The organism is Flavobacterium sp. ST-158, assembly GCF_058309975.1.
This window is the reverse complement of the sequence record NZ_JBZEEN010000004.1, coordinates 23,058-44,919: the sequence shown is the minus strand read 5'-3', so window position 1 is coordinate 44,919 and position 21,862 is coordinate 23,058. Positions and strand designations below refer to the sequence as shown.

Annotated in this window: 23 protein-coding genes and 1 tRNA gene; 11 read left to right on the top strand and 13 right to left on the bottom strand. The window is 34.0% G+C overall.

Translation table 11 applies throughout. From position 1 onward, the window contains the following. Nucleotides 1-48: 48 nt before the first annotated feature. Nucleotides 49-2,898, top strand: coding sequence for an aminomethyl-transferring glycine dehydrogenase (gene gcvP, locus AC4FRF_RS07585; protein WP_491158891.1), 2,850 nt, complete (start codon nucleotides 49-51; stop codon nucleotides 2,896-2,898). 243 nt (nucleotides 2,899-3,141) lie between these two features. Further along, complete coding sequence (locus AC4FRF_RS07580; RefSeq protein ID WP_491158890.1) at nucleotides 3,142-4,200, top strand: 3-oxoacyl-ACP synthase III family protein; 1,059 nt, start codon at nucleotides 3,142-3,144, stop codon at nucleotides 4,198-4,200. Nucleotides 4,201-4,289: 89 nt separating this feature from the next. Here AC4FRF_RS07580 and AC4FRF_RS07575 read toward each other — a convergent pair whose 3' ends face one another. After that, complete coding sequence (locus tag AC4FRF_RS07575; protein WP_491158889.1) at nucleotides 4,290-5,759, bottom strand: MATE family efflux transporter; 1,470 nt, start codon at nucleotides 5,757-5,759, stop codon at nucleotides 4,290-4,292. Continuing rightward, a complete protein-coding gene (locus AC4FRF_RS07570; protein WP_491158888.1) occupies nucleotides 5,749-6,663 on the bottom strand; it encodes a glycosyltransferase family 2 protein in 915 nt (304 codons plus the stop codon). The genes AC4FRF_RS07575 and AC4FRF_RS07570 overlap by 11 nt, the downstream gene beginning before the upstream one ends. 62 nt (nucleotides 6,664-6,725) lie before the next feature. Here AC4FRF_RS07570 and AC4FRF_RS07565 point away from each other — a divergent pair, with 62 nt between their 5' ends. From AC4FRF_RS07565 to AC4FRF_RS07555, 3 genes are all read left to right on the top strand, one after another. Beyond that, the gene (locus AC4FRF_RS07565; RefSeq protein ID WP_491158887.1) at nucleotides 6,726-7,574 is read left to right on the top strand and encodes a glycosyltransferase family 2 protein; all 849 of its coding nucleotides are present in this window, start codon (nucleotides 6,726-6,728) and stop codon (nucleotides 7,572-7,574) included. Between the two features lie 67 nt (nucleotides 7,575-7,641). Further along, the gene (locus AC4FRF_RS07560) at nucleotides 7,642-8,391 is read left to right on the top strand and encodes an MlaE family ABC transporter permease (protein WP_491158886.1); all 750 of its coding nucleotides are present in this window, start codon (nucleotides 7,642-7,644) and stop codon (nucleotides 8,389-8,391) included. Further along, nucleotides 8,388-9,152, top strand: a complete 765-nt coding sequence (locus AC4FRF_RS07555; RefSeq protein WP_491158885.1) for an ABC transporter ATP-binding protein — start codon at nucleotides 8,388-8,390, stop codon at nucleotides 9,150-9,152. Before AC4FRF_RS07560 ends, AC4FRF_RS07555 begins: the two co-directional genes overlap by 4 nt. Nucleotides 9,153-9,273: 121 nt before the next feature. Here the strand turns inward: AC4FRF_RS07555 and AC4FRF_RS07550 are convergent, their stop codons facing one another. The 11 genes from AC4FRF_RS07550 to AC4FRF_RS07500 all read right to left on the bottom strand — a co-directional run bounded on the left by AC4FRF_RS07550 (nucleotide 9,274) and on the right by AC4FRF_RS07500 (nucleotide 17,113). Next, nucleotides 9,274-9,675 carry a hypothetical protein gene (locus AC4FRF_RS07550; RefSeq protein WP_491158883.1) on the bottom strand — a complete coding sequence of 134 codons (402 nt, stop codon included), beginning with the start codon at nucleotides 9,673-9,675 and terminating at the stop codon, nucleotides 9,274-9,276. Between the two features lie 151 nt (nucleotides 9,676-9,826). Further along, on the bottom strand, nucleotides 9,827-10,438 hold the full coding sequence (locus AC4FRF_RS07545; RefSeq protein ID WP_491158882.1) for a SprT-like domain-containing protein: 612 nt from the start codon (nucleotides 10,436-10,438) through the stop codon (nucleotides 9,827-9,829). A 121-nt stretch (nucleotides 10,439-10,559) separates the two neighbouring features. Next, on the bottom strand, nucleotides 10,560-11,237 hold the full coding sequence (locus AC4FRF_RS07540) for an SDR family NAD(P)-dependent oxidoreductase (protein WP_491158881.1): 678 nt from the start codon (nucleotides 11,235-11,237) through the stop codon (nucleotides 10,560-10,562). 28 nt (nucleotides 11,238-11,265) lie between these two features. Further along, nucleotides 11,266-11,940, bottom strand: coding sequence for a hypothetical protein (locus tag AC4FRF_RS07535; RefSeq protein WP_491158880.1), 675 nt, complete (start codon nucleotides 11,938-11,940; stop codon nucleotides 11,266-11,268). After that, a complete protein-coding gene (locus tag AC4FRF_RS07530) occupies nucleotides 11,940-12,974 on the bottom strand; it encodes a D-alanine--D-alanine ligase (RefSeq protein ID WP_491158879.1) in 1,035 nt (344 codons plus the stop codon). The genes AC4FRF_RS07535 and AC4FRF_RS07530 overlap by 1 nt, the downstream gene beginning before the upstream one ends. Before the next feature lie 28 nt (nucleotides 12,975-13,002). Next, nucleotides 13,003-13,713: an NRDE family protein gene (locus AC4FRF_RS07525; protein WP_491158878.1), complete on the bottom strand. Its 711-nt coding sequence runs from the start codon at nucleotides 13,711-13,713 to the stop codon at nucleotides 13,003-13,005. After that, entirely contained in the window at nucleotides 13,701-14,189 is a 489-nt protein-coding gene (locus AC4FRF_RS07520; protein WP_491158877.1) for a DinB family protein, read from the bottom strand. The genes AC4FRF_RS07525 and AC4FRF_RS07520 overlap by 13 nt, the downstream gene beginning before the upstream one ends. Nucleotide 14,190: 1 nt before the next feature. Then, complete coding sequence (locus AC4FRF_RS07515; RefSeq protein WP_491158876.1) at nucleotides 14,191-14,580, bottom strand: DoxX family protein; 390 nt, start codon at nucleotides 14,578-14,580, stop codon at nucleotides 14,191-14,193. Between the two features lie 2 nt (nucleotides 14,581-14,582). Then, entirely contained in the window at nucleotides 14,583-15,182 is a 600-nt protein-coding gene (locus AC4FRF_RS07510; protein WP_491158875.1) for a peroxiredoxin-like family protein, read from the bottom strand. Nucleotides 15,183-15,261: 79 nt separating this feature from the next. Next, nucleotides 15,262-15,939 carry a Crp/Fnr family transcriptional regulator gene (locus AC4FRF_RS07505; RefSeq protein WP_491158874.1) on the bottom strand — a complete coding sequence of 226 codons (678 nt, stop codon included), beginning with the start codon at nucleotides 15,937-15,939 and terminating at the stop codon, nucleotides 15,262-15,264. Nucleotides 15,940-15,973: 34 nt separating this feature from the next. Then, on the bottom strand, nucleotides 15,974-17,113 hold the full coding sequence (locus AC4FRF_RS07500) for an acyl-CoA dehydrogenase (RefSeq protein ID WP_491158873.1): 1,140 nt from the start codon (nucleotides 17,111-17,113) through the stop codon (nucleotides 15,974-15,976). A 319-nt stretch (nucleotides 17,114-17,432) separates the two neighbouring features. Here AC4FRF_RS07500 and AC4FRF_RS07495 point away from each other — a divergent pair, with 319 nt between their 5' ends. From AC4FRF_RS07495 to AC4FRF_RS07470, 6 genes are all read left to right on the top strand, one after another. Continuing rightward, complete coding sequence (locus AC4FRF_RS07495) at nucleotides 17,433-18,137, top strand: MotA/TolQ/ExbB proton channel family protein (protein WP_408082309.1); 705 nt, start codon at nucleotides 17,433-17,435, stop codon at nucleotides 18,135-18,137. A 2-nt stretch (nucleotides 18,138-18,139) separates the two neighbouring features. After that, entirely contained in the window at nucleotides 18,140-18,532 is a 393-nt protein-coding gene (locus AC4FRF_RS07490) for an ExbD/TolR family protein (protein WP_408082308.1), read from the top strand. A 38-nt stretch (nucleotides 18,533-18,570) separates the two neighbouring features. Continuing rightward, entirely contained in the window at nucleotides 18,571-19,368 is a 798-nt protein-coding gene (locus AC4FRF_RS07485) for an energy transducer TonB family protein (protein ID WP_491158872.1), read from the top strand. Between the two features lie 25 nt (nucleotides 19,369-19,393). After that, entirely contained in the window at nucleotides 19,394-20,617 is a 1,224-nt protein-coding gene (locus AC4FRF_RS07480) for a bifunctional folylpolyglutamate synthase/dihydrofolate synthase (RefSeq protein WP_491158871.1), read from the top strand. A gap of 109 nt (nucleotides 20,618-20,726) precedes the next feature. Further along, the gene (locus AC4FRF_RS07475) at nucleotides 20,727-21,524 is read left to right on the top strand and encodes a hypothetical protein (RefSeq protein ID WP_491158870.1); all 798 of its coding nucleotides are present in this window, start codon (nucleotides 20,727-20,729) and stop codon (nucleotides 21,522-21,524) included. A 205-nt stretch (nucleotides 21,525-21,729) separates the two neighbouring features. Beyond that, nucleotides 21,730-21,804: transfer RNA gene (locus AC4FRF_RS07470), tRNA-Val, on the top strand. Nucleotides 21,805-21,862: the final 58 nt, after the last annotated feature.

The following is a 21,862-nucleotide window of genomic DNA, read 5'->3' as shown; positions in this document are numbered from 1 at the left end:
TTATGTTTATTTTTGCGCCACAAAAAATACAACCTTTTTTACATTTACATGAAAACAGACGCTTTTGCTTTAAGACACATAGGTCCAGAGGAATCCGACCTACAACAGATGTTGAAAACAATTGGAGTTGATTCCATAGAACAACTCATCTATGAGACACTTCCAGATGACATTCGTCTAAAAGCACCTCTAAATTTAGATCCTGAAATGACCGAATATGAGTATTTAAAGCATATTACTCTTTTAGGAAATAAAAATAAAATGTTCAAAACCTACATTGGTTTAGGGTACAACCAGGCTATTGTTCCGGCTGTTATTCAACGAAATGTTTTTGAAAACCCGGGTTGGTACACAGCTTACACGCCTTATCAGGCAGAAATTGCCCAAGGTCGTCTGGAAGCTATTTTGAATTTCCAAACCATGGTTATTGAATTAACCGGAATGGAAATTGCTAATGCATCTCTTCTTGACGAAGGAACTGCTGCCGCTGAAGCGATGGCTTTATTATTTGACGTAAGAACCAGAGAACAAAAGAAAGCCAATGTTTGTAAGTTTTTCGTTTCTGAAGAAATTTTACCACAAACATTATCTGTTTTACAAACGCGTTCTACTCCAATAGGCGTAGAATTAGTAGTTGGAAATCACGAAAATTTTGACTTTTCTGAAGAATTCTACGGAGCTATTTTACAATACCCGGGAAAATTTGGACAAGTAAACGATTATACTGCTTTTATTGCAAAAGCTGCCGAAAACAATATCAAAGTAGCCGTTGCTGCCGATATTTTAAGTTTAGCTAAATTAACGCCTCCGGGAGAAATGGGTGCTGCAGTAGTTCTAGGAACTACACAACGTTTCGGAATTCCGTTGGGTTATGGTGGTCCTCATGCGGCTTACTTTGCTACCAAAGACGAATACAAACGTTCGATGCCAGGCAGAATTATCGGAGTTACCGTAGATACTAATGGTAACCGTGCTTTGCGTATGGCGTTACAAACACGTGAACAACACATCAAACGTGATAAAGCAACTTCAAACATTTGTACAGCTCAGGTTTTATTATCGGTAATGGCAAGTATGTATGCGGTGTATCACGGACCTAGAGGATTAAAATACATTGCTAACAAAGTTCATGCTTCGGCAGTGACTTTGACAAATACTTTAGCAAAATTAGGTTTCGAACAAACCAATACTGCTTTCTTCGATACGATTGTTATCAAAGCAGATGCTAAAAAAGTAAGAGAAATTGCGGAGGCTAACGAAGTGAATTTCTTTTATCCAAATGAAAATTCAGTTTCTATTTCATTGAATGAAACAATAGGTTTTGCTGATTTGAATAAGGTGGTTTCTATTTTTGCTGCTGCAAAAGGATTAGCTACCATCACAATTGATGAATTATCAAATACAAATCATTTTCCGGAAAGTCTGGTAAGAACTTCAACATTCTTACAACACGAAGTATTCAACAAATACCATTCGGAAACGGCTTTGATGCGTTACATCAAAATGTTAGAGCGCAAAGATTTGGCCTTAAATCACTCGATGATTTCATTAGGTTCTTGCACGATGAAATTGAATGCTGCAGCCGAAATGTTGCCTTTAAGTGCTCCAAGCTGGAACAGTATTCACCCATTTGCGCCTTTAGATCAAGCACAAGGATACCAGGAGATGCTTACTAAACTGGAAGAATACTTAAACGAAATTACTGGTTTTGCGGCTACTACTTTACAGCCTAACTCTGGTGCTCAGGGAGAATATGCCGGTTTAATGGTGATTCAGGCTTATCATGAATCTCGTGGTGACCACCACAGAAACATTGCTTTGATTCCATCATCAGCTCACGGAACCAATCCTGCTTCTGCGGCAATGGCGGGAATGAAAGTGGTCGTTACTAAAACCCTTGAAAACGGAAACATTGACGTTGAAGATTTACGTGAAAAAGCCATTTTACACAAAGACAATTTATCTTGTGTGATGATTACGTATCCGTCGACTCACGGGGTTTACGAAAGCGCTATTAAAGAAATTACTCAAATCATTCACGATAACGGCGGACAGGTTTATATGGATGGTGCGAACATGAATGCACAAGTAGGATTGACGAATCCAGCAACTATTGGCGCTGATGTTTGTCACCTGAACTTACACAAAACATTCGCAATCCCTCACGGTGGTGGAGGACCAGGTGTAGGACCAATTTGTGTGGCATCTCAATTAGCTCCGTTCTTACCTACTAATCCAGTGGTAGCTACCGGAGGAGAAAACGCCATTACAGCTATTTCTGCAGCACCATGGGGTTCCGCTTTAGTTTGTCTAATTTCTTACGGATACATTAGAATGTTAGGTGCCGAAGGTTTAAAATCGGCTACAGAACACGCTATCCTGAATGCAAATTATATCAAAGAAAAATTAAGCGGTCATTACGACACTTTATATTCCGGAGAAATGGGTCGTGCGGCACACGAAATGATTTTAGAATGCCGTCCATTCAAACAAAAAGGAATTGAAGTAACAGATATAGCTAAACGTTTGATGGATTATGGTTTCCACGCTCCTACCGTTTCTTTCCCAGTAGCTGGAACCTTAATGATTGAACCAACGGAGAGTGAAAACTTAGAAGAATTAGACCGTTTTTGCGAAGCTATGATTGCTATTAGAAAAGAAATTGAAGCCGCTACCATTGAAGACAAAAACAATGTATTGAAAAACGCACCACATACTTTAGCCATGCTCACTAATGAGATTTGGGATTTCCCATACAGCCGTCAGGAAGCTGCATTCCCATTAGAATATATCGCCGAAAACAAATTCTGGCCTAGTGTTCGCAGAGCCGATGATGCTTTTGGAGATAGAAACCTAGTTTGTTCTTGTGCACCTATCGAAGCATATATGGAAAGCTAATTCGAAAAATTATAATTAAAAAATGCCTCGTTTGTTTCGGGGCATTTTTTTTCAACTAACAGAAAATTACGCAACTAAATATTTTTTATTCAAATAGTATTCGGAAATCAAAAATTAAAAGCAGTTGATTTTGAAAATTCTATAAAAAATATCAGTAATTTTGCCAAATGTATAGCATTTACTATTTTCTCTTTGTTGTGAAAATATTAAATTATCGCTATTATTTTTAATGGAAACAGCCAAATGAAAATAAAAATAACTGGAACAGGAAGTTACATTCCCGAAAGAGTAATTTCCGACAAGTACTTTGAACTTCATCAATTTTTAAATGAAGATGGAACACCTATCAAACAATCGAATGAAGTTATTATAAAAAAATTCAAAGCAATAACTGGAATCGAAGAAAGACGTTATTCCGAAAGTCAATACAATACTTCTGACTTGGCATTTTTAGCTTCGCAAAAAGCAATTAAAAATGCAGGAATCGATCCTGAAACCATTGATTATATCATTTTTGCACACAATTTTGGTGATGTAAAATTTGGAAGTGTTCAATCGGATATGATTCCAAGTTTAGCCAGCCGTGTGAAACATAAATTACAGATTAAAAATCCAAAATGCGTGGCTTATGACCTTATTTTTGGTTGTCCCGGATGGGTTGAAGGGGTTTTACAAGCGAATGCTTTTATAAAATCCGGAATGGCAAAACGTTGTTTGGTTATAGGTGCCGAAACACTTTCAAGAGTGGTTGACGATCACGACCGTGACTCTATGATTTACTCTGATGGTGCTGGAGCAACTATTATAGAAGCATCTGATGACGAAACCGGAATGCTTTCTTATGAAACGGCCTCTTATACTGAAGAAGAAGCTGGATTTTTATTTTACGGAAAATCATACCACCCAGGCTTAGACCAAAACACCAAATACATCAAAATGTATGGTAGAAAAATTTACGAATTTGCGCTAAGCAACGTTCCTACTGCTATGAAAAGCTGTTTGGATAAAAGTGGTATTGCAATAGAAGACGTTAAAAAAATCTTGATCCATCAAGCTAATGAAAAAATGGACGAAGCTATTGTGGATCGTTTTTACAAATTATACGATAAGACAGCTCCGGCTAACATTATGCCTATGAGTATTCATGATTTAGGAAACAGCAGTGTAGCAACCGTGCCAACCCTTTTTGACCTGATTCTAGATGGTAAAATAGAAGACCACGAAATTAACAAAGGAGATATTCTTATTTTTGCTTCTGTAGGTGCAGGAATGAACATTAATGCATTTGTTTACAGATTCTAATTCTTGTAATTAACCCATAAAAAAAACCACAACTGAAACATTTCGGTTGTGGATTTTTATTTATAACTACTTTTTTTCTTTCTTTTTGATTATTCGCCTATAACTCTAGCAACAATCTCGTTTAACCAGAAATTATACGAATACACTAATTTAAGTTTATAAATTACACCCAAATTTAAAATTAAAGACAACGCTGTCTTGTAGACCAAATTCAATAAATTACTTTCAAAATTAGGCAAAGAATAACACACTAAAAGTACCACTACAAAAACAAGCAGTAATTTTAAATACGAGCTATCAAAAGGGAAAAGTTTAAACTTTTGGTAAATAAAAATAAGTTTCGATAGATTAAAAAGCACCATCGCTATCAACGATGCAAGAGCCACTCCTTCTATTCCCAGATGAAACACGGTTATAAAAATGATGTTCAGTGACACGTTAAGCAAAATCAAAACTAAAATAGCAATAAGATTAAATCGGTAATATTTAGAATAGGTAATAATTTCGCTATTGAAACCCGTTCCCATATTAACCAAAACATTGAATCCTAAAATTAAAATAACAGAAACCGAAGCCATCAAATTTTCATGTGTAGGCAACAACATAAATAAGTTTTCAATACCTAAAAAAATACAGCTATAAAGCAGCGCTCCAATAAAAAAGAGCAATTTAGAAATCTCCTTATACTTTAAATTCAGCTCGGTCATCGCATCGTTTTTTATATAATTTGAAATGATAGGCGCATACAAAGTAAAAATTCCTGTAGCTGGTATTGCAAGTGCCGAAGCCAGTGTTACACCAATACTAAAGGAACCATTTGCTTCCATAGAAATAAACTTTGGAATCATAATGGCATCAATCCTAAAGGCAAAAACAGAACCCAAACTCCCTGCAAAAGCGAACAAAGAAAAACGATACATTTCCTTTTTATCTATTTGTGTAAACAAAGATTTAAAATCAAACTTGAATTCAGGTTTAAAATAGTTGAACAAATAAATCCCAACTAACAAAGCTATCAATCCATAGGAAACATTATATAACACTAAAGATTCATCTGAAGAAATGTAGTTATGTAAAATCAATAGAAAAATAATAGGAAGCGCTAGCTTAGGCACAATATTATCAAAAAATGCAGGAACAGAAATCTTCTGAATTATAGTTGCCTGCTTCTTGAACAAATCAATAAACGCTAAAAAAAAGGCCATAGAAAAAGCCAGAAAGATATAATCAAACTTTTTAAAAATGGATAAAAACGAGAGTCCGCCTATGGTTAGTAACACAAGGAAACTCATAAAAAAAATGGAAAGAACACCGTAATTAAATAATTGTTTTTCCTGATGCACATTTAATTTAGGACCAAATTTTATTAAAACCTGCGATACTCCTAAAAGCATGATGGGAAACAAAATCTGAGCTAAAGATTCTATATACCTAAATATCCCAAGCATTTCTTTGTTATTAGGATACACAAAAAGTGTAGAAACTATCCCTATTAAAATCCCCACATAATTAATAATAGTGAAGAAAAAAGCCTGTCTATGATCTGCTTTATTTTGCATAGTTTTTTATATCCTTCCCGTTAATCCCTTTTATAGATTGATAACGAATGTGTTTAATGTTTTGAATATCTACTAACAACCCTAAATAATAGAACAGCAGTTTATAAAAAAGAGAAAAAGCTTTACTGAATCCTTCGGTTTTAAAATGAAATTTGGGCAAACCTAATACCGATTTAAACCCCAACATAGTTGCAGAAAACAGGGAATAATTACAATCAATCAGTTGGTTTAAAACCAAATATTTAGACTGCAAGACTATTTTACTACTGCTCAATTTTACCAATCTATCATGGCAAATAGATGCATTTTTAACAATTCCAATTTTGAAATTATGATACAATACTCTGGTACAAAAATTTCTATCTTCTCCATAATGACTAAAAACAGACTCAAAATAACCTACTTTTTCAAAACATTCTTTAGAAACCAACCAAGCAGCAGCGTTTACAAACGGTACAATTCTGATGGTAGCCGAATCTATTTCAGTCTTAAATCTGGAATAATAAGTATTAAAATTACTATCTAAAGTAACTTCGTCAGGAGAAAGATGCAAGGGACTTACAATACCCAATTCAGAGTTTCTAAAAAGCTTTTCGGTCAAGTTTTGAATACTATCTTCATAAATCCAAGTATCTTGATTTAATAAAAAAACAGCATCCGAACCATTCTGAAGCGCTAGATCAATGCCAATATTATTGGCTTTGCCAAAACCCAAATTAACTTTACTTTCTATTAATTGAAGGTTTTTAAATTCTTTTAAAAGAGACACCGATTGGTCTGTTGAAGCGTTGTCTACCACAATAATATCAACTGGATAGCTGGATTGCAATAAAGAATTGATGTTCTTTTTTATCCAAGTTTCTCCATTATAAGTTACTATGACAACCGCAATTTTTTTTTCCAATCGAAAGTATATTTTTTAATCCCTACAAAAATAATGATATTTGCACTAGACTTTGAAAAAAAATGAAATATTACATTGTAATTCCTGCTCATAACGAAGAAGAATTTATTTCTTTGACCTTAGAATCTCTCGTTTCGCAAACGCTTTTACCTAAAAAAGTAGTGATTGTAAATGACAATTCCACAGATAGAACTGCCGAAATTGTTTTGGCTTTCGCCAAAGACAATCCGTTTATCACCTTGGTAGAAAAAAAATCGAGTACCATTCATTTACCAGGAAGCAAAGTCATTCAAGCTTTTCAAACTGGTTTTGAAACCTTAGACGAAGATTATGATGTGATTGTAAAATTAGATGCCGACTTAATTTTTCCAAATAATTATTTAGAAACCATCACTAAACATTTTCAATCGGATGAGAAAATTGGAATGGCAGGCGGTTTTTGCTACATAGAAAAAAATGGTGATTGGGTTTTAGAAAACCTAACCGACAAAGACCATATTCGCGGCGCCTTAAAAGCATACCGCAAAGAAACTTTCAAACAAATTGGAGGCCTGAGACCACAAATGGGTTGGGACACTGTTGATGAATTATTATGTAAATTCTACAATTGGAAAGTAGTTACTGACGCCTCACTAAAAGTAAAACACTTAAAACCTACTGGAGCTAATTACAACAAAACTGCTCGTTACAAACAAGGAGAGGCTTTTTATACCTTGGGTTACGGTTTTTGGATTACTGCAATTGCTTCGGCAAAGTTGTCTTTTATGAAAAAGAAACCTTTGCTGTTTTTTGATTACATCCAAGGTTTTCTTAAAGCTAAATCAGAAAAGAAACCTATCATGGTTAATCCGGAACAGGCCAAATTTATTCGTCAATATCGTTTAAAAAAGATGAAAGAAAAGCTTTTCTAACAAAAACTCATAAGTCACAATTCATAACTCGTAACTAATTTCGTAATTTAGCCCATATTCAAAAACTATGATGCTTATTCGGTATATATCGCAAATAGGGAAATACTTCCTGATGCTTAAAGAGATTTTTAACAAACAAACCAAATGGTCGATGATGCGTTATCTCATCTTTAAAGAAATAGACGATTTAATTATTGGTTCACTTGGTATTGTTGCCTTTATTTCGTTTTTCGTGGGTGGAGTAGTTTCCATCCAAACAGCTTTAAACTTAACAAACCCCTTAATACCAAAATACCTTATAGGGTTTGCAACACGTCAGTCGGTAATCCTGGAATTTGCGCCTACTTTTATTTCGGTAATTATGGCCGGAAAAATGGGTTCATTTATTACTTCTAGTATTGGAACTATGCGTGTTACAGAACAAATTGATGCCTTAGAAGTAATGGGAGTAAACTCCTTAAATTACTTGGTTTTTCCTAAAATTATAGCTTTACTATTGTATCCATTTGTTATTGGAATCAGCATGTTTTTGGGAATTCTTGGTGGTTGGATTGCCGGTGTTTATGGAGGTTTCACCTCAAGCACCGACTTTATTACAGGAGCACAAATGCAATTTATTCCGTTTCATATTACCTATGCTTTTATCAAAACCTTCATATTTGCCATGTTATTAGCAACGATTCCTTCTTTTCATGGATATTATATGAAAGGTGGCGCACTCGAAGTAGGTAAAGCAAGTACGGTATCATTTGTTTGGACCTCGGTTTCCATCATACTTTTCAATTATATATTAACACAGTTATTATTAGGATCATGATAGAAGTTAAAGATGTTGAAAAATCCTTTGGAGACAGCAAAATCCTAAAAGGAATCAGTACTGTTTTCGAAACTGGAAAAACCAATCTTATTATTGGACAAAGTGGTTCTGGAAAAACGGTACTATTAAAAAGTTTATTAGGAATCCATCATCCAGAAGCAGGAACTATTTCGTTTGACGGACGTATTTATTCTGACTTAAGTGATGAAGAAAAAAGAGATTTACGTACCGAAATAGGGATGGTCTTTCAAGGAAGTGCTTTGTTTGATTCGATGAGCGTAGCCGAAAATGTAGCATTCCCCCTGAAAATGTTTTCTAACAAAAATAAATCTGAAATCGATGACCGAGTAGATTTTGTTCTAAAAAGAGTCAACCTGATTGATGCACACAATAAATTACCTTCTGAAATCTCTGGAGGAATGCAAAAACGTGTGGCTATTGCCCGTGCTATAGTTAACAATCCAAAATATTTATTTTGTGATGAACCCAACTCTGGATTAGATCCAAATACTTCGATATTGATTGATAACCTTATCAAAGAAATCACCGAAGAATATGACATTACCACCGTAATCAACACCCATGACATGAACTCGGTAATGGAAATAGGTGACAATATTATTTTCTTAAAAAACGGACTCAAAGAATGGCAAGGTAGCAAAGAAGAAATTTTCAAAACAGATAACCAAGCTGTAGTTGATTTTGTCTATTCATCAAATTTATTTAGAAAAGTAAGAGAAGCTTATTTAAAAGGATATTAAAAACAACTTTTACAGAATAAAAAATCCCAAATTCCAGTTTATAGTAAAATGGAATTTGGGATTTTTTTTGAACAATAAATTCATTATTTCCATCAATTAAAAGTACTACATAACTTTACAATTAATATCTTTTTAAAACAGCACTTCGATTATCAGAATAAGTAATAATTAAAAATTCACCATCTCTTGTATAAGTACTATTAACATCTGAAGAATCAGAAGTACGAAACTCTTGATAAGTATTTTCATCAATTTTTACCCAAGAAAACATCCCAGGAAAATAAACTCCACATAAAACATTTTGTGGAATTTTATTTTCATTTACCACATAGGTTTCAACTGAAAAATCAGCACTAAAATTATAAATATAAAATGGATCACAAGGACTTAAATCTGTTTCAACACCTGAATCATACCTCTTCACAACTTTCCATTTTCCTATAATGAATTCATTATTTTCATCATTATTATTTGAACAGCTTAATAACAAAATCAGAATTGGTAAAAAAATAATTTTTCTCATTTACATTTTTTTAAATACTTAATGTTTTAGTTTATCTATAGATTCAAAAATATACATTTTCATTATACCTAAGACAAAAAAACAAGCTTTTTCTTATAGTTAAATAAACCTAAATATCATTAGCAATAAAAAAAGAATACAAAGAAAAATTCTAACCGTTAGAATGCTGTGGTATCAACTCCACCTCAGCATTTGGGTTGAATAAATATAGCTTTCCAGAACTAATTTCTAAGCATTCAAAGCGCTTGGTACGCACCGCTATTTTCTTAAAAACCTTTCCGTTTTTGATTCGAAAAACACTGCCGTAAGGGATTTCAAAAACATAATTCTTATCGTTTTGAGGATCAAATTGTTTCAAAGCCAGTGATAAGGTGGTATCCGTATCGCTACTGGCGCTGGGATTTCTAAAATGTCTTGCCAATAATGGCAGTAATTGATTGGGGAAAATTTCAGGTCGAATGTAAGGAACCATCAGTTGCTGAAAAACATATTTCCATTCGTTTCCATGTGGTTTGATGTTGCGACCAAATTTTTCAAAAGCCACTAAATGCGCAATTTCATGAATAAGCGTAATTAAAAAACGGTATTTATTCAAACTTCCGTTTACGGTAATTTCATGTTTTCCGTTCACCGCTTTTCTATAATCACCATGACGTGTCAGGCGCTCGTTAACAATTTTTAAATGTACTCTGTTTTCTACAATCAACTCAAATACGGGTTTGACTGCATGTTCTGGAATATATTTAGCTAATGTATCGCTCAATTTTTTTAAGTTATGGGTTGTGAGTTATCAGTTATGGGGTATCAGTAAAATTCAAACAATAAATACTATAAAAAAATTAATCAAATCTCACTTAACTCTTAACGTTTAACTTATAACTTCTTTAAGGGTTTGTCGTTGAAACTTCTAACACTTTTCCGTTAAAATAGTTATTTCCGTTTAGTGTAAAATCATAAATATAAGTTGCCATTCCTTGCGCTGAAATAGGTGCCTGATAACCTGGGAAAGCTTCTTCCAGCATTTCGGTTTGTACAGCTCCAAGTGCCAAAACATTAAAAGCAATACCGCGTTCTTTGTACTCTTCGGCTAATAATTCCGAAAGCGTAATCACTGCTCCTTTACTGGAACTATAAGCGGCAAGACCTGCAAATTTCAAACTTCCCTGAACGCCTCCCATAGAACTGATAGTAACCACATGGCTTCCTTTTTGCAAAAACGGAATACAAATGCGAGTCAAATTTGCAACCGCAAAAACATTGACTTTATATACATTTTCAAAATCAGTTTGAGTTAGAGTTTCGAAGGGTTTACAAATTAAACTTCCTGCATTATGAACCACAGCATCTACTTGTTTCCAGGTAGAAGAAAGAAATTGTTCTACTTGCGCTAAATCGGATTCGTTTGCTAAATCTACTGAAAGGCAAGTAATATTTTCATTTGCAATTAATTCCTGAGGTATTTTTCTCGAAATGGCCAAAACCTGATGTCCTGCATTGGCGAACTTTAAAGCCAATTCAAATCCGATTCCTCTGCTGGTTCCTGTGATAATAATTTTCTTCATGCCACAAAAATAAACAAAATCAATGAACCTATTCAGATTCCTTTTCTTCTAATGCCATTTTGTTATAAAAGTACTTTTTGTACACTTTATAGCCTTGCAATCCAGACATACAAACAAAGAAAACAGGAATAATTACAGGTATCATATAATCGGTTAAAAAGGCAATTTGCTTATGAATTTTATCCAAAAAATAAATGATAAACAGCATTCCAAAGAAAACCCCCACCATAGTTCCACCTACATAATAAAATTTCAATCGCTTATAAATACTGATATAATTGCCATTAAGAAAATACAGATTCCAAGCCAGCCAAAAAGGAATTTGTAAAAAATTAAGACAGCTCAAGAAAACACCCACTGCAAAAATAGGCCATTGTAAATAGGCATCTAAATAACCCTCACCATGAACTGTGTGCGATGATTTTTGGTAAAAAACAAAAGCAACAAGTAACAAAAAGAATACTCCAAAAACCTCAATCCCTTTCATGAGTTTTTTGTTCTGAACCAATTGATGCGCAAATATTAAAGTATAATAAGCAACAAAAGCTTCTATAAAAATAACTCCTAAAATATAAAACACTAAAGGTTCCAAGCCCAATTTAGAATACACCTCAAGCCCAACAATATTAAGATAACCCAATGGTAAGGAACCTAAAAAGCTAACTATAAATCCAACCGCAATATTTTGAATTATCTTCATCATTAGAAATTGACAATTTTTTGACTTTGCGCCAAATGCATTCGATATTCTTTCATTCCTTCTTTATGTGATAAAAACGGAACGCCTTTTTTGTTATTCAACAAACTAATTTCATACATATAGGTGATATGTCGGGCTAATTCTTTCCAGGCAAAAAACACCGAATGAACAGGATCATAAATATGTGTAGGTTCACTGGCAGCACCGTTCAACTCCACAATAGCAAAGTTTTTACCCGATTCTAATTCTTCCATAGTAGTATACATTACATCTAATCTTCCAAAAAAGAAATCCGGAATTTGTGAGCAAATGATATTTATAGTTGCTTCTAACTTTGCAGAAATCCAATGGCTTCCATCTATAAATTTGGCGCCACGAGCATGATTCCCATAAGGAACTAAATTGCGCTTCTCTCCTATTTTTAAAACCTCTAAAAGTTGGGTGCCATATTCTTTTTGCAAAGTAGCTAATTGCAATTCGAATCGTGGATTCTTTTTGATTAAAGTTTCAATCGTTGAGATTCCATCGCCTACTACGATTAAAAATTCCTTAGAAACAATTCCAGTAATTCTACCTTTATTTTCATTAGGATAACGCACATAAAAAATCCCGACTTCATTTTCATACGGAATCAAATCCTGTAATAAAAAATCAAAATTAGCATTTTGGGCATACTGATTCAATTGCTCAATACTAGTAATTTTTTTCACGCCAGAACCGCGTAAACCTATATCAGGTTTCGCTATAAATGGAAATTGAATTCCTGATTCTTCTATTAAAATTTGAATTTCGGCTAAAGAAGTTCCTTCTTTTACCAATTCGGTTTTAGGATAATATTGTTGTGGAATTAAGTTGTAGATGGCTTTTTTAGATTCCATAATAAACCCCCCATTTTTAATACTTGGATTTGATGCATTAAAGAAAAAAAGCGATTTGGCTCTAATGGCATAATAGCCCCAAAGAAAATAAATAGGAATATACACCACCTGAAAGGGCCAATATTCCCAATGAAAAATTTTATGCAGCAGTAATTTCATTCTCTTAATTCTTAACAATCCTACAATATTAAACAATGATAAATGAAGTGGTAAAATCTTCATTGGTAAGCAAGTCATAATGCACAATTGCTACTTTATTTTTTTCAATTATCGATTGGGTAATACTCAAGGTTTTAGTTTCTCCATTTCGATTAATAACCAAACCATTTTCGGTATTTTCCTGATCCGTATACCGATGAAATTGATACATATCGGATTCCGAAAGTAATCCTTTATTTTCTAAAAACGCATAAAACAAATCGGCTCTTTCTTTTCTAATTTGGCTGGAATACAAAGTTGATGACGACCAAATATGTTTTTCATTGGTATCCAAAACTAATTTTTCTTTTTCTGTTCCATTCCAGCGTAGCTGAAACAATTGGTTATTTTGAAACAAAACCAATGTAAAAGGTTCGATGTTTTCTAAATTTATCAGTTCCCAAAAATCTTTTGGTGAATTTTCGCTAATCAATTCTAAAACAATCAATCCGCGACTTTTTCTGTAAAAGGATTTTTGTTCGTGTTTTTCATCTGCACCATTCAATAAAACGAGTACCGTTCCGGTTTCATCTACAATATACCAGGTGCCGCCTGCTTTTGGGTCTTTTGGAAAGATCACATTCTTTCCATTTACGGTATAATTTCTAGGAGGAATGGCACTGGGTCTTATAATCTTCTCATCCCGATTAGAAGTGATAAAAATTCTGCCATTACTATTTACAAAACTTACTGTACACATTTTTTTCTGAATTCGATAGTAGAACGAGCCACGCCAAAATTAGCATCGACACTTATATTTTCAAATTTTAAAATTGCCACTTTTATCAATGCCTGATGATGAATACAATGTTCTAAATTATAGAGCAATTCCCTAAAATAATTGCTTTGAATTCGGATTTCCTCGCCTTCAACAAACTGCTGTAATTCGAGATTTTTGTTTTCATTTCTTAATCCGTTTTGAATAGCTAAAATTTTATCAATTGCATATTCTACATCGGTTTGAATGCATTGATTGCGTTCCCTATGGTCATAATTAATTATTGTTGAATCCAATTGATTTTCTAAACATTGAAACATTTCTATAATGTGTCTGCAATGTTCACCAATACTGGCATGGCTCAATTCAGGACATGGATTTGTAAATTCATCAGTTGACAATTGCCGTAACAAATCGACCAATTCATTTAAACTTTTATTTATGGATGGTAAAAGCATATTAGAATTTTAAATTCAACAAATTAGACCACTTACTTTTATCTTTATAAATTAAAACAATACAGCTTATCCAAACGAAAAGTGCTAACAGAAAAAGAGTCCCGCCATCGTTTTGAACTTCAATTCCCAAAACAAAAACATGAGAAACAATAGCACCACTCATTAATCCGAACCCCAACAGCGCTCCAATCCAACTCGTTCGAGGCACTAGAATTAAAACGGCTGCAATGAGTTCCAAAATTCCAGTTCCAATTCGTCCATAAGGTTCTACACCTAATTTCGAAAAAATATACACACTCTCTGGTGCAGCTGTAAATTTAAAATAGAGCGTTTGCAATAAAATTACAGCGACAACTACACGCAATACCCAAATAACTACCGAAGTTTTCACGACTACTTTATTAAAGATTTTGCAGCAGCAACTAAGAGATTATTTGAAATACGATGTTTGTAATCTGGCGTAATGTGCTCAAATTCAATTTCGCTATCTAAATTTACAATAAAAACCGAAGGAACAGGCAAGAAATGATTATTAACACCTTCAGAACCTTTGTTCAAAATGGATTTGTATTTATCCGGTGCCTGAAAAGCAATTCCCATAGCCTTTGTCAGATCTCCATTACTGTCAGACAACAAAAGATAATTTACTTTATCTTTTTCTTCAGTCACTTTTAAGTTTTTTGGAGCATCAGGACTTATAGCAACAATTTGGTATCCTAAATCCAATAACTCTTTTTCAGCTTCACCCAAAGCTGCCAAATGCAAATTACAATACGGACACCAACCGCCACGATAAAAAACTAAAATGGTTCTTTTTTTATCCAATACCGTTTTTAAAGAAACAGCATTTCCATCAATGGATTTCAAAGTACTATTTGGGATTTTTTCTCCTATCAATAAAGGAGCAATATCGGTTGCTTCTTGTGGCAAACCGCTTTGAGCATTCCCTGCAAAACCGATAACTAACAAAACTAAGCTGATTATTTTTTTCATGATATTATTTTTATTTAATGTAAAGGTAATATCGTTTTGAACTGCGTATTGTCGGCTAGTTTACAGTTCGATTAAAAAACTACAATTGCCAGATATCAGTAATCACTATTTCTCTTCTATTGTACACTAACATTCCGTTGGATTCCATTTCATTCAGCAATTGAGTCGCTGTTTGTCTAGAAGTACAAATAATTTGAGCGATATCATTTTGAGTAAGATAATTTTCAAGAATCACTACATTCCCTTCCTGCTTACCTTCTTTCTCTGCCCAATCTTTTAGAAACTGATACAATCTGGTTTTAGCATCTTTAGAAACTAAATTGGCATAACTATTTTTAATGCGTTTCATTTTTAAACCAACAAATTTGGTATAAGAAAGCGCTAAAGAAGGATGCTGAAGTAATAAATTTTCAAAATCAGACATTAGAAAACTACAAATTACTACATCATCAGAGAGCACTTTGGCATATTCATTAGATTCCCTATCATTTTCTAAAGTCAATTCGCCAAACAAATCTCCTTTCTGGATAATATCTTTTAGGATTTCATTGCCTTCTTCATCTACAGCAACAATTTTGATATTTCCTTTTTTAAGCAAAAATATTCTCGGTACATCTGATGAAGAGAAATAAATAATTTCTCCCTTACTGGCTTTCCTGAAACCTGTAATGATACACAATTGTTTGATTTGAGAAAAACTCAAAGTCCGAAACAACTTATGATCACGCAGGTACCAATATTTTAAATCTTCATACATAAAAGACAACTTTGGGATAAAAGTAATTGATATTTTAAGAAGTTAATGTCCGCGAGATGACAATTCGCTGAATTTCTGATGTTCCTTCATAAATTTGGGTAATCTTAGCATCCCGCATCATACGTTCTACATGATATTCAGCCACATACCCATTTCCACCATGAATTTGTACCGCTTCAATAGTAACATTCATAGCGGTTTGAGAAGCAAATAACTTAGCCATAGCTCCGGATTGGGTAATATCCTTTCCTTCATCTTTTTCGGAAGCAGCTTTCAAACAAAGCATTTTGGCAGCCATAATTTGCGTAGCCATATCCGCCAACTTAAATGCGACAGCCTGATGTTGAAAAATTTCTTTCCCAAAAGACTGACGTACATGGCTATATTTCAACGCCAATTCATAAGCGCCTTTAGCAATTCCTAACGCCTGAGAAGCAATACCAATCCGACCACCGTTTAACACTGCCATCGCAAAATGAAAGCCAAAACCATCCTCTCCTATTCTATTTTCTTTGGGAATTTTCACATCATTAAAATGTAAAGAATGCGTATCTGAACCTCGAATCCCCATTTTTTTTTCTTTAGGACCAATGGTAAAACCTTCCCTGTCTTTTTCTACCAGAAATGCATTGATTCCTTTATGTCCTTTTTCAGGATGCGTTTGCGCCATAACAATATAAGTAGAAGCGGTTGAACCATTAGTAATCCAGTTTTTTGTTCCGTTTAACAAATAATAATCTCCTTTATCAATGGCGGTTGTTTTTTGCGAAGTAGCATCAGAACCTGCATTAGGCTCCGAGAGGCAAAAAGCACCAATAATATCACCTTTGGCCAGCGGAACTAAATATTTTTGTTTTTGTTCCTCGTTGCAATATTTTTCCAAACCCGCACAAACTAGTGAATTGTTTACCGACATAATCACCGCAGCCGAAGCATCCACTTTTGCAATTTCACTAAGCACTAAAACATAAGACACATTGTCCATGCCCGAACCACCATATTTAGGATCGACCATCATTCCCAGAAAACCCAATTCGGCCATTTTTCTCACTTGTTCAGTTGGAAATTTAGAAAACTCATCTCTTTCTATCACTCCTGGCAATAATTCGTTTTGTGCAAAATCTCTAGCAGCTTGCTGAATCATTTTTTGTTCTTCGGTCAAATTGAAATCCATAACAAGGGGTTTTATAAATAAATTTTTCAATGAAAATTGAAAATCTATTTTGGGTCAAAAAAAATATTTTAATATTCTACACCTAATCTTTTATCTATTGATTTTGTGTTTTCTAAATTTACTTACTTTTATTTTAAAAATACAATTTAAACTTTTAATATTTTAATTGTTTCTTATTTACCAAGTATAAAAAAAGACTATTGTTCAGAATACATTTGTCCTTAAAAAACAAAAACATACTACTATTTGTTTCGAATTTTATCTAATAGAATCGCAATTTTTATAATATCTTAGCGTTTCAATAACAAAGAAAAATTATATGAGTATATTGTTACAAGCAGATACCTTATCTGTTGCAGGTGAAAATTTAGCCGAAGCGGTTCCAGTTGAAAAAACCATATCGATCATCGAACTCCTAACCAGCGGAGGATTAGCAGGTCAAATAATAATGGCAGCATTATTCCTAATGCTTTTTGTTGCCTTATATCTTTATTTTGAACGTCTGATGGCCATCAATGCAGCCTCAAAAATCGACACCAATTTCATGAGCCTTGTTAAAGATAACATTAAAAACGGACGTATTGACAATGCTAAAATGGCTTGCGCTCATTCTAAATCTCCTGTAGCACGATTAATTGAAAAAGGAATTTCCCGAATTGGCAAACCTTTAAATGACATCAATACTGCTATTGAGAACGCCGGGAAACTGGAAATAAACAAGCTGGAAAAAAATGTAAGTTTACTGGCTACTATTTCAGGTGCCGGACCTATGACAGGTTTCTTAGGAACAGTTGTCGGAATGATTCAGGCTTTCCACAAAATGGCTACTGCCGGTGGTCAGATTGAAGTTGGCGCACTTTCTGAAGGAATTTATACAGCAATGACCACTACTGTTGTTGGACTTGTAATAGGAATTATTGCTTATGTAGGTTACAACCACCTAGTAGTAAAAACCGATAAAATTGTACACCAAATGGAAGCCAATGCGGTTGACTTTTTAGACTTATTAAATGACCCTGCATAATTATGAATTTAAGAGGAAGAAATAAAGTTAGCGCCGAATTCAACATGTCATCCATGACAGATATAGTCTTTCTGTTATTGATCTTTTTCATGCTGACTTCGACAATGGTAACCACAAATGCACTTGATTTAGTGTTGCCAAAAGCAAAAGGAAAAACGGACAGTAACAAAAATATTGCGGTAAGTATTAATAAAAAATTAGAGTTTTTTATTGACAAAGAAGCTGTTCCGGAAAACGAATTGGAGGCAAAATTATTAGCAATAGTTGCTGCTGACCAAAACAAAGCCATTATTCTAAGAGCTGAAGAAGGTGTTCCAATAGAAAAAGCAGTTAACGTTTTAGACATTGCAAACAGAAATCAAATTAAAGTTGTTTTAGCCGTAAGACCTAAATAATTCAACCTGGCTTTCAAGAAAAAACAGATTTATTCTACATGAAATATTTAGAAACAGAAGAAGAAAAAAAATCATTTGCTATCACAACTATCATTTTTGTGATACTATTTGTTTTGTTTTTATATCTCGGGCTTACTTCTTTAGATCCTCCACCAGAAAACGGAATAGCCATTAACTTTGGTACAACCGAATTTGGCAGCGGAAACATACAACCAACAGAAGCCATCCAATCAGCACCAGAAGCTACTGCGGCCAAACAAGCCACAGCCAGCAATGACGATGTATTATCGCAGGATATTGAAGAAGCGGTTGTAATGAAACAGGCTAAAAAAGTTCAGCCGACCAAACAAATCGCTAAAGAAGAGGTAAAAGAAAAACCCAAAGAAAGTCCAAAACCTTCCAAAAGCACTACGGATGCTTTATCAAACTTAATAAATGGCCCAAAATCAGACGGAACAGCTAAAGGCGGTGAAGGAAACGATGATAAAGCCGGAGACAAAGGCAGTTTAAATGGCAACCCTTATGCAAACACTTACTATGGTTCAGGAAGCGGAAGCGGAACAGGAAGCGGTTGGGGATTAAATGGAAGAAAAATTAGCAGCCGAGGGAAAGTAGTTCAACAGTGTAACGAATTTGGTACCGTAGTAGTTCAAATTACCGTAAACCGTAATGGTAATGTAATTGCTGCTAAATACACTAAAGGAACTACTAATACTAATCCTTGTTTAATAGAACCGGCATTGGCTACAGCCAGAAAATACAAATGGCAGCCAGATGCTAATGCTCCGGAAACTCAAATAGGTTTCATCACAGTGAATTTCAAATTGGGTGAATAATATTGGAACAATTTTACACTAAAAAATGAATTATCAAGAAACTACAGCCTGGATGTTTAACCAACTTCCAATGTACCAATTACAGGGAGCTTCTGCATACAAAAAAGATTTAACAAACACCCATTTACTAATAAATCACCTTAGTAATCCCCATCAAAATTTAAAATTCATACACGTTGCGGGGACCAATGGAAAAGGTTCTACTTCTCACATGCTAGCTTCAATACTTCAAGAAGCAGGCTACAAAGTAGGTCTTTATACTTCTCCGCATTTGAAAGATTTTAGAGAACGCATTAAAATAAACGGAACTGAAATTAGCGAGGTTTTTGTTTGTGATTTCATTAATTCCAACAAAACTTTTTTTGAAGCCAATGACATCAGTTTTTTCGAAATGAGCGTTGGATTAGCTTTTGCTTATTTTGCCAAAGAAAAAGTTGACATTGCCGTTATTGAAGTTGGTATGGGCGGAAGACTGGACGCTACCAATATCATCACTCCCCTAGCTTCAGTAATCACTAATATCGGCTTAGATCACACTCAATTTTTAGGAAACACTATAGAATTAATAGCCGCTGAAAAAGCTGGAATTATCAAAAAAGAAATCCCGGTTATTATTGGAGAATATACAGCCGAAACAAAAAATGTTTTTTTGGCAAAAGCCAAAGAAAATAATGCTGAAATCTATTTTGCTTCCGATTTAATTTCGAATAATTATCCATCAGATTTAATTGGTGATTATCAAATTCACAATAAAAAAACAGTACTTCAAACTATTAAAGTTCTGAATGAGCAAACTGATTTTAGCATTAATCAAGACAATATCGAATCAGGTTTATTAAACGTAGTCAAGAACACAGGACTTCTGGGAAGATGGCAACAGCTCAATGAAAACCCAAAAGTAATTTGCGATACCGCACATAATAAAAACGGACTTGAGATTGTACTGAATCAAATTCAAAAAGAGAAATTTGAAAAATTACACATTGTTTTAGGTGTTGTAAACGATAAAGATTTAGACGAAGTGCTTCCTTTATTTCCTAAAGATGCAATTTATTATTTCTGTAAGCCTGATATTCCGCGCGGACTAGAAGCATCTGTTTTAGCTACAAAAGCACATGAATTCAGACTAACCGGACAAACATTCAACTCGGTTTCTGAAGCGTACAAATCAGCTCAAGAATCAGCAGCGCCAAATGACTTTATCTACATTGGTGGTAGTACTTTTGTAGTAGCAGAAATACTTCATTGATTTCAAATTTTGTTTTTATTCAAAAAAAAACAAAAACAAACATAAAATTCTGATTTTTAAAGTGTTAAATTTATACTATATAAACTAACTTTTAAATACAAAATTTATTATGAAAAAAATCAGAATTTTAGTATTTGGATCGTTAATCATTTTAACCCTCCTAACGAGCTTCAATACTCAAGCTCAAGAAGAACCACAAACTATTTACATCACTCTAACAACGATGCATCGTAATTTAGATGCAGACAGAAAAGAATGGATAAAAGTAGAGCAGGAATTTTTCGACAAAGTAACCAGTAAAAACGATCTGATTATTGGGTCAGATGTACTCACTCATTATTTTACTGAAAACAGCTCGGATATCTTACACGTTTCAGCTTACAATACTTGGGAAGACATTGAAAAATCAGAACAAACAACTGAAGATTTAATCAAACAAGGCTGGCCTGATGAAAAAGACAGAAAAGCTTTTTTTGAAAAGTACCGAAGCTTTTACACCCCAATGCATTCGGACGAAATTTATGTTTCTGTTCTCGAACCGAAAATGTTAGAAAATCCGTCAAAAGAACCGATGGTGGTTTATGTCAGAAAATCACAAATGGCATCACGAAAATTAAGTGACGGCCTGAAAGAGTTCAATGAGAAAATAACATTTAAAAACCCTTACCTAAAAGCCTATTACCCGCAACGTCATCTTTGGGGCTCGGACAGCAGGGATTTTGTGGAGGCTTTTTTCTTTAATTCTTTAGCCGATTTAGAAAAATCGCATGACAAAGAAGACGAATTAATTAAAGTCGCTTGGCCAAATGAAGAAAATCGAAAACATTTTTTTGACGAATTAAAAAAATCATTTACAGGAATACATGAAGATTACATTTACATGAACGTGCCTTCACTAGGCAAATAACAAACAATCAACCTTAAAGAGATTTCAAAATGGCTCAAATTTCTTTAAGGTTGATTTTTATTTCAAATACAATCCATTAAATTCCAACGATATAAAAAACAATTTCAAAAAACATTAAAAATAATTAGAAATAAATTTTGCAGAACTCTAAAAACAGTATATATTTGCACTCGCAATCAGGAAATGATAGCAACCTAATAAAATAGGGCGATTAGCTCAGCTGGTTCAGAGCACCTCGTTTACACCGAGGGGGTCGGGGGTTCGAACCCCTCATCGCCCACAAAATTTAACAAACCTCTAAAGTCATTGATTTTAGAGGTTTTTTTATTGTTCGAAAA

What these genes read in the sequence shown, in the direction of transcription:
- AC4FRF_RS07535 (WP_491158880.1), bottom strand. Translation starts at nt 11,940, where the DNA reads ATGATGAAGATAATTCAAAATATTGCGGTTGGATTTATAGTTAGCTTT.
- AC4FRF_RS07520 (WP_491158877.1), bottom strand. Translation starts at nt 14,189, where the DNA reads ATGCTTTTACCATCCATAAATAAAAGTTTAAATGAATTGGTCGATTTG.
- AC4FRF_RS07495 (WP_408082309.1), top strand. Translation starts at nt 17,433, where the DNA reads ATGAGTATATTGTTACAAGCAGATACCTTATCTGTTGCAGGTGAAAAT.
- AC4FRF_RS07555 (WP_491158885.1), top strand. Translation starts at nt 8,388, where the DNA reads ATGATAGAAGTTAAAGATGTTGAAAAATCCTTTGGAGACAGCAAAATC.
- AC4FRF_RS07475 (WP_491158870.1), top strand. Translation starts at nt 20,727, where the DNA reads ATGAAAAAAATCAGAATTTTAGTATTTGGATCGTTAATCATTTTAACC.
- AC4FRF_RS07490 (WP_408082308.1), top strand. Translation starts at nt 18,140, where the DNA reads ATGAATTTAAGAGGAAGAAATAAAGTTAGCGCCGAATTCAACATGTCA.
- AC4FRF_RS07510 (WP_491158875.1), bottom strand. Translation starts at nt 15,182, where the DNA reads ATGAAAAAAATAATCAGCTTAGTTTTGTTAGTTATCGGTTTTGCAGGG.
- AC4FRF_RS07550 (WP_491158883.1), bottom strand. Translation starts at nt 9,675, where the DNA reads ATGAGAAAAATTATTTTTTTACCAATTCTGATTTTGTTATTAAGCTGT.
- AC4FRF_RS07575 (WP_491158889.1), bottom strand. Translation starts at nt 5,759, where the DNA reads ATGCAAAATAAAGCAGATCATAGACAGGCTTTTTTCTTCACTATTATT.
- gcvP (WP_491158891.1), top strand. Translation starts at nt 49, where the DNA reads ATGAAAACAGACGCTTTTGCTTTAAGACACATAGGTCCAGAGGAATCC.
- AC4FRF_RS07560 (WP_491158886.1), top strand. Translation starts at nt 7,642, where the DNA reads ATGATGCTTATTCGGTATATATCGCAAATAGGGAAATACTTCCTGATG.
- AC4FRF_RS07580 (WP_491158890.1), top strand. Translation starts at nt 3,142, where the DNA reads ATGAAAATAAAAATAACTGGAACAGGAAGTTACATTCCCGAAAGAGTA.
- AC4FRF_RS07485 (WP_491158872.1), top strand. Translation starts at nt 18,571, where the DNA reads ATGAAATATTTAGAAACAGAAGAAGAAAAAAAATCATTTGCTATCACA.
- AC4FRF_RS07505 (WP_491158874.1), bottom strand. Translation starts at nt 15,939, where the DNA reads ATGTATGAAGATTTAAAATATTGGTACCTGCGTGATCATAAGTTGTTT.
- AC4FRF_RS07565 (WP_491158887.1), top strand. Translation starts at nt 6,726, where the DNA reads ATGAAATATTACATTGTAATTCCTGCTCATAACGAAGAAGAATTTATT.
- AC4FRF_RS07540 (WP_491158881.1), bottom strand. Translation starts at nt 11,237, where the DNA reads ATGAAGAAAATTATTATCACAGGAACCAGCAGAGGAATCGGATTTGAA.
- AC4FRF_RS07525 (WP_491158878.1), bottom strand. Translation starts at nt 13,713, where the DNA reads ATGTGTACAGTAAGTTTTGTAAATAGTAATGGCAGAATTTTTATCACT.
- AC4FRF_RS07480 (WP_491158871.1), top strand. Translation starts at nt 19,394, where the DNA reads ATGAATTATCAAGAAACTACAGCCTGGATGTTTAACCAACTTCCAATG.
- AC4FRF_RS07530 (WP_491158879.1), bottom strand. Translation starts at nt 12,974, where the DNA reads ATGAAATTACTGCTGCATAAAATTTTTCATTGGGAATATTGGCCCTTT.
- AC4FRF_RS07500 (WP_491158873.1), bottom strand. Translation starts at nt 17,113, where the DNA reads ATGGATTTCAATTTGACCGAAGAACAAAAAATGATTCAGCAAGCTGCT.